Raw genomic sequence first — 10,532 nt, 5'->3', positions numbered from 1 at the left:
GATCTTGCTGTGCGCGATACTGGGATTGAACCAGTGACCCCTACCGTGTCAAGGTAGTGCTCTCCCGCTGAGCTAATCGCGCCTGATGAGGCGGTGCTACGTCAGGCCCCGAAAGGATGCCGCAGGTGCGCGATACTGGGATTGAACCAGTGACCCCTACCGTGTCAAGGTAGTGCTCTCCCGCTGAGCTAATCGCGCGGGGAGGTCCCCTGGCGAACCAGGGGAACCTCTTGGAGGTGGAGACGGGATTTGAACCCGTGTACACGGCTTTGCAGGCCGTTGCCTCGCCTCTCGGCCACTCCACCAGGCAACTGAGGAGAACGATCCTACCCTGTTCTCCATCGAGCGGACGACGAGATTCGAACTCGCGACCCTCACCTTGGCAAGGTGATGCTCTACCAACTGAGCCACGTCCGCCTGTCTCCCGGGGCCCTTCACCGCTTTCCTGCGGCTCCGTGTCCCGGCGACGTGTTGAACTTTAGCGGAAACCTCGGCCAGCTCAAATTCCGTTCCCGCAGCGTGCCGCCGGAGTGCCCCGGAGGTGGTGCTTCGTCAGCCCGCCGGGCCCCCTCCCGGGCGCACCGCTCCCGGCCGCGCGGCCGCCCGTACCGCCACTCGCACGGATGACCTGCGGGGTAACCGCAGCCGACCTGCGGACCCGGCGGACCGACCGCCGGGCTCCCTGCTCCTCCCGACCCCGCCGGCGCTCCGCCGACCGACCACCGAACGCCACCGACCGATCGCCGGCCGGCCACCGACCCGCTGCGCGACCACCGCGCGACCGAAGCCGACCACTGCCGTGAGCCGTGAGCCGTGAGCCGTGAGCCGGAAGCCGGAAGCCGGACGGCGTGCGGACCGCACCGCCCGCCCTCACCGACCTACACTTCAGCCACCGACCCATCCCCCGCCCCCGCGCCCACGTCCGCGCGGAGCAGCACCCGAGTCCGCGCAGGAGAACCGTGTCCGGCCGCACCACCGCCCTCGACCCCACCGCCCCGATCGCCCGCTTCGGCGGCCGCCTGGCGACGGGACTGCGCGAGGTCACCTCGGATCCGGCGGCGCTCGACTCCGGTGGCTTCTGGGCCGTCGCGTACGACTTCGAGGGCCGGCTCACCTGCGCCCGCTTCGAGCACGTCAGCCCCGACCCCGCACCACCGTGCACCGACGGCTGGCTCGGCCCGCAGCGCGACACCTGGCACAGCTCGCTCGACCGGGACGCCTACACGGCCGGAGTCCGCCGCATCCGCGAACACATCGCGGCCGGCGAGGTCTACCAGGCCAATCTCTGCCGCGTGCTGTCCGCACCGCTGCCCGACCCGGCCCGCAGCGACATCGACGCCCTCACCGGACTGCTCGCCCGGGGCAACCCGGCCCCGTACGCGGGGACGATCCGGCTGCCCGGACACGGTGTCGAGATCGCCACCGCCTCGCCCGAGCTCTATCTGCGCCGCGACGGCCGTACGGTCTCCTCCGGACCGATCAAGGGCACCGGCCGCACCGAGCACGACCTGCTGGACAAGGACCACGCCGAGAACGTGATGATCGTGGACCTGGTCCGCAATGACCTCGGCCAGGTCTGCGCCACCGGCAGCGTCACCGTCCCCGACCTCTGCGTGGTCGAGAAGCACCCCGGTCTGGTGCACCTGGTCTCCACCGTCGAGGGCACGCTGGGGGAGGGCGTGGGCTGGCCCGAACTCCTCGACGCGACCTTCCCGCCGGGCTCGGTCACCGGCGCGCCGAAGTCCAGCGCGCTGCGGATCATCGACGCTCTGGAGACCGCTCCGCGCGGCCCGTACTGCGGCGCGGTCGGCTGGGTCGACGCGGATCGCGGCGAGGCCGAACTCGCCGTCGGCATCAGGACGTTCTGGATCGACCGGAGCAGTGGCCGGCCCGTCCTGAGGTTCGGCACCGGCGCCGGGATCACCTGGGGCTCCGACCCCGAGCGCGAGTGGGACGAGACCGAACTGAAGGCCGCCCGCCTGGTCGCGATAGCGTCGGGCGCCAGCACCTGCTGACCCGTCCGCACACGCCACCGGTCACACCCACCGGCCACCCGAGGAGCTGCCCGCCATGTCGAGTCCGACCCGAACCTGGGTGAACGGTTCCCTGCTGGAGAACAGCGACGCCGTGATCTCCGTCCACGACCACGGACTCACCGTCGGCGACGGTGTGTTCGAGACCGTCAAGGCGGTGGACGGGCGGGCCTTCGCGCTCACCCGCCACCTGGAACGGCTCACCCGCTCCGCCCGCGGCCTCGGCCTGGCCGACCCGGACCACGACCTGATCCGCGACGCCGTCCAGCAGGTCCTGCACGCCGACCCGGTGCCGCTCGGCCGGATCCGCATCACCTACACCGGCGGGATCTCCCCGCTCGGCTCCGAGCGCGGCACCGGCCCGGCCAGCCTCGTCGTCGCCCTCGGCAGCGCCGCCCGGCGCCCCGACACCACCGCCGTCAGGACCGTCCCGTGGCGCCGGAACGAGCACAGCGCCGTGGCGGGCCTGAAGACCACCTCGTACGCCGAGAACGTGGTCGCCCTGGCCGCCGCCCACCGGGCCGACGCCTCCGAGGCCCTCTTCGCCAACACCGCCGGAAACCTCTGCGAGGGCACCGGCTCCAACGTCTTCGTCGTGCTGGACGGCCGCCTGCTCACCCCCACGCTGAGCTCCGGCTGCCTCGCGGGCATCACCCGGCAGCTGGTCGTCGAGTGGACCGGTGCGGAGGAGGCCGACCTGCCCTTCGAGGTGCTCCAGCAGGCCGAGGAGATCTTCCTGACCTCCACCCTCAGGGACGTCCAGGCCGTCACCCGGGTCGACGCCCGCGACCTCGCCCCCACACCCGGCCCGGTGACCCTCAAGGCCATGGCCCAGTTCGCCGAGCGCAGCGCCGACGACCTCGACCCGTGAGCGGGACTCCTCGCCGGGGGCGCTCTGCCGGCGAGGCGGTGAGCCGGGTGAACGCCCGGTCACGGCGGTGCGGGGGCTCCCCGCGCGGTTTCCGCATCCGCTGACGGCTGCCCGGCCGCCGTGTCCGGGAGTGACCGGGCCCCGAAGTCGCGCGGGTAGAGACCGGCGGGGAGGGGGAAGGGAGCCCTCATGACCACCACGCTGCGCCCCGAGCGCCCCGAGGAGCCCGTGCCCGGCGGCGGCCGGAGCCGCCGCTGGCAGATCTGTGTCAACGGCCGCCAGGTCGGCGGCCTCCGCACCACGGCCCTGCCCTGGGGTTCCCAGTGGTGGGGCGAGATCTCCGAGATGGAGGTGGCCGAGGGCCGCGGGCGTGGCCGGGGCACCGTCGGCGCCCTGGCGGCCGAGGAGGTGCTGCGCGGCTGGGACTGCACCAGGGTGGACGTGAACGTCCCCGCCGGCGCGACCGCCGCGCTCCGCCTCGCCCACGCGCTCGGCTACACCGAGCGGATGTGCAACATGGCCAAGCGGCTCGGCCCGGTCCCCGACCTGCCGCCCGGGCTGACGGCCCGCCCGATCGGCGCGGCGGAGTACCCGGACTGGCTCGCCCGGGCCAGGGCCGGCTACCTGCACGACCTGGTCGCCTCGGGCCTCACCGAGGAGCAGGCCCGCGCCAAGGCGGACGCCGACCACCGGAACGTGCTGCCCCAGGGCCCCGCCACCCCGCACGTCGCCCTGCGCCGCCTCTACGGCGCCGACGGCACCCCGCTCGGCACCCTCTGGACCGCCCTGCGGCAGGCCGTGCTCCCGAACGGCCTGCCGCTGGCCTGGGTGATGACCGTCGAGGTGGACCCGGCCCAGCGGGGCCGGGGCCACGGCCGCGCCCTGATGCTGCTCGCCGAGCGCGAGTGCCTGGCCGCCGGAGTGCGGGACCTCGGCCTCAACGTCTTCAGCAGCAACACCGTCGCGACCGGCCTGTACGCGTCGCTCGGCTACCGGGTGACCAACCGGATCCTCGGAAAGTCACTGCTCTGAGCCCGTCGCCGGCCCCTCGCCGGGAGCACGGCCGCGCGAGCGGGGACGGGTCAGGACCGGGCGCGCTGCTCCTCGATCACGGCGACGATGCGCTCGCGCAGCCCGTCCTGGCTCTGCCCGCCGTCCAGGCGCTGCCCGGCGATCACGTACGTCGGCGTACCGGTGACGCCGATCGCCTTGCCCTCGGCCTGGTCGGCGTCCACGATCAGGGTGTGCCGGCCGTCGATCAGGGCGGTGTCGACCTCCTCCGCGTCCAGGCCGACCTCCGCGGCGACCTGAACCAGCAGCTTCTCCCCGCCCCGGTCCAGGTCCTCGACCCGGGCCAGCAGTGCCTCCACGTACGGCCACCCCTTGCCCTGGGCGAACGCCTCCTCGGCAGCCTGGGCCGCCGCGTACGCGTGCTTGTGCTTCTCCAGCGGGAAGTGCCGCAGCTCGATGGGCAGCGCGTCACCGTACCGGGCGCGCAGCGCCCGTACGTCGTCCAGGGCGGTGCGGCAGTCCGGGCACTGGAGCTCGCACCAGAGCTCGAGGCGGGGGAGGGAACCTTCGATCATGTCCTCAGTCTGTCATCAGCGAGGGGCCCCGCCAGGCCGCGGCGACGGGCCTCAGCCGGCCGGTACGGCCTCCGCCGAGCGCTGCCGGGCCCGGTAGGCGGCCACGTGCAGTCGGTTGCCGCAGGTACGGCTGTCGCAGTACCTGCGGGAGCGGTTGCGGGAGAGGTCCACGAAGACCCGGGCGCAGTCGGGCGCCTCGCAGCGGCGCAGCCGTTCGCGCTCCCCGGCCATCACGATGAAGGCCAGCGCCATCCCGAGTTCGGCCGCCAGGTGGTCGCCGAGCGCGGCGTGCGGGGCGAAGTAGTGGATGTGCCAGTCGTGCTGGTCGTGGTTGGTGAGCCGGGGCGTGGTCCCCGCGGCGGCCACCACCGCGTTCACCAGCTCGGCCGCCTCCTCGGTGGAGCCGACCGAGAACACCTCGCGCAGCTGCGAGCGGAGCCGGTGCACGGCGGCCAGGTCGGCGGGGGAGAGGGAGTCGACCTCGCTGATGTCCCGGCGCACCACGAACGCGCTGAGCGCCGCGACGTCCGGGAGCTGCTCGCTGCCGCAGGCATCGGGCGAGGTGTTGAGCAGCTCCACCAGAACGCTCAGCGAGCACTCGGTGTCATGGGTGATCAGCACGTGAGGGCCCCTCGCGCGGCGGGCGGCCTCGGCCTCCCGCGTCGGTCATCACCCGCGACTCTACCGGGGCGGAGTGTCGGAGCGGCGCATGTTCCGTCCCACCCGGGCGGGCCGGCCCGGCCCTGGCATCGGTGCGCACGGCACGGCGGCGGGACGGAGGGCAGGACGAAGGCGCCCGGCACGGTGACCGGCCATCCCTACGCGGATGACCGGCACCGGTTACCGGGCGCCTTCGTCGTCGCCGATCAGGTCGGGCCGACCGCTCCGGTGGGAACGACCGGGACGAACCCCGAGGCCGCTTGGTGCGCGGCAGACTGTGCGACCGTGCCCCCGAGTAGGACGGACGCTGTCAGGTAGCGGCCCCACCGCCGAGGCGGTCAGCTCTCGGCGAGGATGTGGGACAGCTCGCGATCCAGATCGAAATGACGGTGTTCGGTGCCGGGTGGCACAGCGGCGTCGGTTCGCTTGAGGAAGGACTCAAGCGCCCGGGCCGGGGCTTCCAGCAGGGCCTCTCCCTCCGGAGAACTCAGGGCGATGCAGACCACACCCTGTCCATGGCTGCGCGAGGGCCACACCCGGACGTCGCCGGTCCCGGTGGGTCGATGGAGCCCCTCCGCGAGAAGATCACGGGCGAACACCCACTCCACGGTCTCGTCGGCACCGGTGTGGAAGGTCGCATGCACGGCATAGGGGTCGGCAGTGTCGTAGCGCAGGCCCGCGGGGACGGGCAGTGAGGACTCGCTCGACACGATGAGGCGCAGGTGCAGCTCACAGCTGACCGTGGTGTTCATAAGCGCCAGGGCCTTTCGCTCAGTGTGCGCTCGGGGAATCGCACGTCGGCGAACGGACCATCCCACCTGAAAGCCCGGTGTAAACCCGTCTGTCCCGATTCAGGCGCGAGTCGTACCCCTTCCGGCGCATTGCAGAATCGCCGCGGCGCGCCCGTCGGGCCCGGGCGCTCCGGCCTCTCCCGGCGGTTTTCGCCGCAAGGTTGTGCGAAGCGACAATCCGGGCCCGTCGGCAGCGGGGGCGGGGGTGGGCCCGGGGGCGCTCCGGAGGCCGGTGCGCGGTCGGCGGATCGGTCGGCGGATCGGTCGCGGGTCGGGGGCGCGGAAGCCGGTGCACCCCCGGTGGCCTGCTGGTGATCGGCTGCCCGGGGCGGTCCGAGCTGACGAGGTCTCGGCGGCCCGGTCCGGCCGGCGCCGGCCGAGGGGGGTGGTTCGGAGCACCCACCCGGATGCGGTAATGTTTTCTCTGCACCCGGGCGATTAGCTCAGCGGGAGAGCACTTCGTTCACACCGAAGGGGTCACTGGTTCGATCCCAGTATCGCCCACCGGAATGCACCGCAGATGTCGGGCCCCGACCAGGAAATGGTCGGGGCCCGACATCTTTTTGCATTCACCTCCCGCCCGCTTCCGGTCCACCCGGCAACTGATTCGCAATCAGCATCCGTGTGGCGGGAGCGAACTGGGGTGTCGTCGGGGAGGGGTGCGTAGACCCGGATTGCACGGTCGGCGCCAAGTAGTGCTAAAGTTCTTCTTGTTGCCACGGGCGATTAGCTCAGCGGGAGAGCACTTCGTTCACACCGAAGGGGTCACTGGTTCGATCCCAGTATCGCCCACCGAGGTCAACACTCAGGCCCTGACCGGTAGTTCGGTCAGGGCCTGAGTCGTTCCCGGGTGCTCAGGCCGCGGCTTCGCAGCGGTGGTCCGGCGAGAGGCGGCGGCCGCAGCCGCAGCGGGCCGGGCGCAGCGGCCAGTGGAAGTCCACGCGTTCGGTGCTGCCCGCGCGGTCGAACCAGTTCTGCAGGCCGCGGGCCTGTGCCGCGTGCCAGCTCCGCTGGCGCAGGTGCAGTTCGGCGGCGGAGAGCGTGCCCAGGGGACTCGCGTAGCGAAGACCGAGGGCGCGCACGACGCCGAGTGCGGCGGTGGCGTCGGCGGTGGCGTCGTGGGCGCCGTGCAGGGTGACGCCGTAGTGGGCGCAGAGGTCGGTGAGGGTGCGGCGGCCCTTGCGGTAGCGGTCCACGTACCGGTCCAGGACCCGGGGGTCGAGCACCAGCAGTTCGGCGTCGCCCAGGGAGTCGGTCAGTGAGACCTCGCGGTGGCGGCGCAGTTCGCGGTCGAGCAGGGTCAGGTCGTAGGGGGCGTTCATCACCACGAGCGGGATGCCGGCCCTGGCCTGTTCGCCCAGGGCGCGGGCGATCTCGGCGACGACCGTGCGCGGCGGGCGGCCGTGGGTGCGGACCTGCTCGTCGGTTATCCCGTGGATCGCGCGGGCGCCGTCGGGGATCGGTACGCCGGGGTCGGTGAGCCAGGTCACTGCCTGTGCGGCGGTGCCGGGGGCGGGTTGGAGCACCAGGGCGGCGGAGACGATGCGATCGGTCTCCACGTCCACGCCGGTGGTCTCGGTGTCGAAAGAGGCGAGCGGCCCCTCGTACCAGCGCTGAGAATGCTGCATGACTGCCCCTCAGGTGCCACTGGGCGCGGCCCGGCGCGCCACCGAGGACCAGTGGCGCGCCGGGCAAGGCGGCGTTTCTGCCCTGGTGATACCGCAGTTGACGCTCCCTCAACCGCCCGAGGTCGGGCTCGGGGAAGGTTCCCCGGTGAACGTGGCCGGACGGTTACGGAGCGTGGCGATCGGTCACGGGCAGATAGGTGACACGGTTGGGCGGCCGGGCTCGGTACCATCGACACGCGCAGCAGAGTGCTGTGGCACAGGGATGTCAGGAGAGACCGGTGACGGAAGTCCGGGTAATCATCAACCGCGAACCCGATCGGGAAGAGCGCGTGGTGACCACGGGCACTACGGCCGCCGATCTCTTCGCCGACGACCGCTCGATCATCGCCGCCCGGGTCGCGGGCCAGCTCAAGGACCTCGCGTACGTCGTCCAGGACGGCGAGGAGGTCGAGCCGGTCGCGATCGGTAGCAAGGACGGCCTCGACATCCTGCGGCACTCGACCGCGCACGTGATGGCGCAGGCCGTGCAGGAGATCTTCCCCGAGGCCAAGCTGGGGATCGGCCCGCCGATCAAGGACGGCTTCTACTACGACTTCGACGTCGAGAAGCCGTTCCACCCCGATGACCTCAAGGTCATCGAGAAGAAGATGCAGGAGATCATCAAGCGGGGCCAGAAGTTCTCCCGCCGCGTGGTCACCGACGAGGCCGCCCGCGAGGAGCTGGCGGCCGAGCCGTTCAAGCTGGAGCTGATCGGCCTCAAGGGCTCCGCCGCCACCGCCGGTGAGGGCGCCAGCGTCGAGGTCGGCTCCGGTGAGCTGACCATCTACGACAACCTGGACGCCAAGACCGGCGACCAGTGCTGGGGCGACCTCTGCCGCGGCCCGCACCTGCCGAGCACCCGGCACATCCCGGCGTTCAAGATCATGCGCTCGGCCGCCGCGTACTGGCGCGGCAGCGAGAAGAACCCGCAGCTGCAGCGCCTCTACGGCACCGCCTGGCCGACCAAGGACGAGCTGAAGGCCCACCTGGACTTCCTCGAGGAGGCCGCCAAGCGCGACCACCGCAAGCTGGGCAGCGAACTCGACCTCTTCTCCATCCCGGAGGAGATCGGCTCCGGCCTCGCGGTCTTCCACCCCAAGGGCGGCATCATGCGCCGGGTCATGGAGGACTACTCGCGCAAGCGCCACGAGGAGGCGGACTACGAGTTCGTCTACTCCCCGCACGCCACCAAGGGCACCCTGTTCGAGCTCTCCGGCCACCTGGACTGGTACGCCGACGGCATGTACCCGCCTATGAAGCTCGACGGCGACATCGACTACTACCTGAAGCCGATGAACTGCCCGATGCACAACCTGATCTACCGCTCGCGCGGTCGCTCGTACCGTGAACTGCCGCTGCGGCTCTTCGAGTTCGGCACGGTGTACCGGTACGAGAAGTCCGGTGTGGTGCACGGTCTGACCCGCGCCCGCGGCTTCACCCAGGACGACGCGCACATCTACTGCACCCGCGAGCAGATGGCCGACGAGCTCGACTCGCTGCTCACCTTCGTGCTGGACCTGCTGCGCGACTACGGGCTGAACGACTTCTACCTGGAGCTCTCCACCAAGGACCCGGAGAAGTTCATCGGTTCGGACGAGGACTGGGAGGAGGCCACCGAGACCCTGCGGGCCGCCGCCGAGAAGCAGGGCCTCGAGCTGGTGCTCGACCCGGCCGGTGCGGCGTTCTACGGCCCGAAGATCTCGGTGCAGGCCAAGGACGCGATCGGGCGCACCTGGCAGATGTCGACCATCCAGGTCGACTTCCAGCTGCCGCAGCGCTTCGAGCTGGAGTTCCAGGGCCAGGACGGCAACCGCCAGCGTCCGGTCATGATCCACCGTGCGCTGTTCGGCTCGATCGAGCGGTTCTTCGCGGTGCTGCTGGAGCACTACGCCGGTGCCATGCCGCCGTGGCTGGCCCCGGTCACCGTGGTCGGCATCCCGATCACCGACGAGCACGTGCCGTACCTGCGCGAGGTCGCCGCCGAGCTGAAGAAGCACGGGATCCGGGTCGAGGTGGACTCCTCCGACGACCGCATGCAGAAGAAGATCCGCAACGCGCAGAAGCAGAAGATCCCCTTCATGCTGATCGCGGGCAACGACGACGTCGAGGCCGGTGCCGTCTCCTTCCGCTACCGCAACGGTGAGCAGAAGAACGGTGTGCCGCTCGCCGAGGCCGTCGCCGAGATCGTGGACGCAGTGGAGCGCCGCATCCAGGTGTGACGCGGTCCTGGGTACGGGGCGGGCTCGGACGAGTCTGCCCCGTACTGCTCTGCGGGGTTGCCCGGGCGAATATGCTGATCAGCATGACGAGTGAGCCGGAACTGCAGCAGGGCGTCGGCGAACCGGACGGTTTCCGGCGCCTGTGGACCCCCCATCGGATGGCATACATCCAGGGCGAGAACAAGCCCACCGGACCGGCCCCCGACGACGGTTGCCCGTTCTGCTCGATCCCGTCGCTGAGTGACGAGGACGGGCTGGTCATCGCCCGCGGCCGGGCCGTGTTCGCGGTGCTCAACCTCTACCCGTACAACGGTGGGCACTTGATGGTCGTCCCGTACCGGCACGTGGCCGACTACACCGACCTGGACGAGGCGGAGACGGCCGAACTCGCCGACTTCACCAAGCGGGCGATGACCGCGCTGCGCGCCGCCTCGGGGGCGCACGGCTTCAACATCGGGATGAACCAGGGCGCGGCCGCGGGTGCGGGCATCGCTGCACACCTGCACCAGCACGTGGTGCCGCGCTGGGGCGGGGACACCAACTTCATGCCCGTGGTGGGCCACACCAAGGTGCTGCCGCAGCTGCTGGCGGACACCCGCAAGATGCTCGCCGACGTCTGGCCGCAGGACTGAGTCCGACCGGCTGAGCGCGGGCGGGAAGCGGGCGCGGGCAGGACGAAGGGCTCGTACCGGAGGAGGTTCCGGT

9 protein-coding genes and 6 tRNA genes are annotated in these 10,532 nt (G+C 71.4%); 7 read left to right on the top strand and 8 right to left on the bottom strand.

Features of this window, described 5'->3' with window-relative positions; all coding sequences use genetic code 11:
- Positions 1-10: 10 nt before the first annotated feature.
- The 4 genes from ACFC1R_RS37915 to ACFC1R_RS37900 all read right to left on the bottom strand — a co-directional run bounded on the left by ACFC1R_RS37915 (position 11) and on the right by ACFC1R_RS37900 (position 417).
- Positions 11-82, bottom strand: a tRNA-Val gene (locus ACFC1R_RS37915).
- A gap of 44 nt (positions 83-126) precedes the next feature.
- A tRNA-Val gene (locus ACFC1R_RS37910) sits at positions 127-198 on the bottom strand.
- 33 nt (positions 199-231) lie between these two features.
- Positions 232-305 (bottom strand) — tRNA-Cys (locus tag ACFC1R_RS37905).
- A 39-nt stretch (positions 306-344) separates the two neighbouring features.
- Positions 345-417 (bottom strand) — tRNA-Gly (locus ACFC1R_RS37900).
- Positions 418-959: 542 nt separating this feature from the next.
- Between ACFC1R_RS37900 and ACFC1R_RS37895 the strand changes: the two genes are divergently transcribed.
- The 3 genes from ACFC1R_RS37895 (at position 960) to ACFC1R_RS37885 (ending at position 3,936) form a co-directional block, all read left to right on the top strand.
- Positions 960-2,015, top strand: a complete 1,056-nt coding sequence (locus tag ACFC1R_RS37895; RefSeq protein WP_375946278.1) for a chorismate-binding protein — start codon at positions 960-962, stop codon at positions 2,013-2,015.
- Positions 2,016-2,070: 55 nt separating this feature from the next.
- Positions 2,071-2,904, top strand: a complete 834-nt coding sequence (locus tag ACFC1R_RS37890) for an aminotransferase class IV (protein WP_375946277.1) — start codon at positions 2,071-2,073, stop codon at positions 2,902-2,904.
- A gap of 189 nt (positions 2,905-3,093) precedes the next feature.
- The gene (locus tag ACFC1R_RS37885; protein WP_375946276.1) at positions 3,094-3,936 is read left to right on the top strand and encodes a GNAT family N-acetyltransferase; all 843 of its coding nucleotides are present in this window, start codon (positions 3,094-3,096) and stop codon (positions 3,934-3,936) included.
- A gap of 50 nt (positions 3,937-3,986) precedes the next feature.
- Here the strand turns inward: ACFC1R_RS37885 and ACFC1R_RS37880 are convergent, their stop codons facing one another.
- The 3 genes from ACFC1R_RS37880 to ACFC1R_RS37870 form a co-directional block, all read right to left on the bottom strand.
- Positions 3,987-4,490 carry a DsbA family protein gene (locus ACFC1R_RS37880; protein WP_375946275.1) on the bottom strand — a complete coding sequence of 168 codons (504 nt, stop codon included), beginning with the start codon at positions 4,488-4,490 and terminating at the stop codon, positions 3,987-3,989.
- A gap of 51 nt (positions 4,491-4,541) precedes the next feature.
- The gene (locus ACFC1R_RS37875) at positions 4,542-5,111 is read right to left on the bottom strand and encodes a CGNR zinc finger domain-containing protein (RefSeq protein WP_375946274.1); all 570 of its coding nucleotides are present in this window, start codon (positions 5,109-5,111) and stop codon (positions 4,542-4,544) included.
- Positions 5,112-5,488: 377 nt separating this feature from the next.
- Positions 5,489-5,902: an SsgA family sporulation/cell division regulator gene (locus tag ACFC1R_RS37870; protein ID WP_030056266.1), complete on the bottom strand. Its 414-nt coding sequence runs from the start codon at positions 5,900-5,902 to the stop codon at positions 5,489-5,491.
- A gap of 471 nt (positions 5,903-6,373) precedes the next feature.
- Here ACFC1R_RS37870 and ACFC1R_RS37865 point away from each other — a divergent pair.
- Together ACFC1R_RS37865 and ACFC1R_RS37860 are read left to right on the top strand one after the other, a co-directional pair.
- A tRNA-Val gene (locus tag ACFC1R_RS37865) sits at positions 6,374-6,445 on the top strand.
- Positions 6,446-6,661: 216 nt separating this feature from the next.
- Positions 6,662-6,733, top strand: a tRNA-Val gene (locus ACFC1R_RS37860).
- A gap of 62 nt (positions 6,734-6,795) precedes the next feature.
- On the opposite strand, the gene ACFC1R_RS37855 is transcribed toward ACFC1R_RS37860, so the two are convergent.
- Positions 6,796-7,569, bottom strand: a complete 774-nt coding sequence (locus ACFC1R_RS37855; protein WP_375946273.1) for an exonuclease domain-containing protein — start codon at positions 7,567-7,569, stop codon at positions 6,796-6,798.
- 278 nt (positions 7,570-7,847) lie between these two features.
- On the opposite strand from ACFC1R_RS37855, the gene thrS reads away from it, so the two are divergent.
- Positions 7,848-9,827: a threonine--tRNA ligase gene (gene thrS / locus ACFC1R_RS37850; RefSeq protein ID WP_375946272.1), complete on the top strand. Its 1,980-nt coding sequence runs from the start codon at positions 7,848-7,850 to the stop codon at positions 9,825-9,827.
- 71 nt (positions 9,828-9,898) lie between these two features.
- The gene (locus tag ACFC1R_RS37845) at positions 9,899-10,459 is read left to right on the top strand and encodes an HIT domain-containing protein (protein WP_375946271.1); all 561 of its coding nucleotides are present in this window, start codon (positions 9,899-9,901) and stop codon (positions 10,457-10,459) included.
- Positions 10,460-10,532: the final 73 nt, after the last annotated feature.

Origin of the sequence: Kitasatospora sp. NPDC056138, from assembly GCF_042264695.1 — a bacterium.
In the GTDB taxonomy this organism is placed as follows: domain Bacteria; phylum Actinomycetota; class Actinomycetes; order Streptomycetales; family Streptomycetaceae; genus Kitasatospora.
Note: the sequence above shows the minus strand (reverse complement) of the source record. Positions and strands in the feature narration are given on the sequence as shown.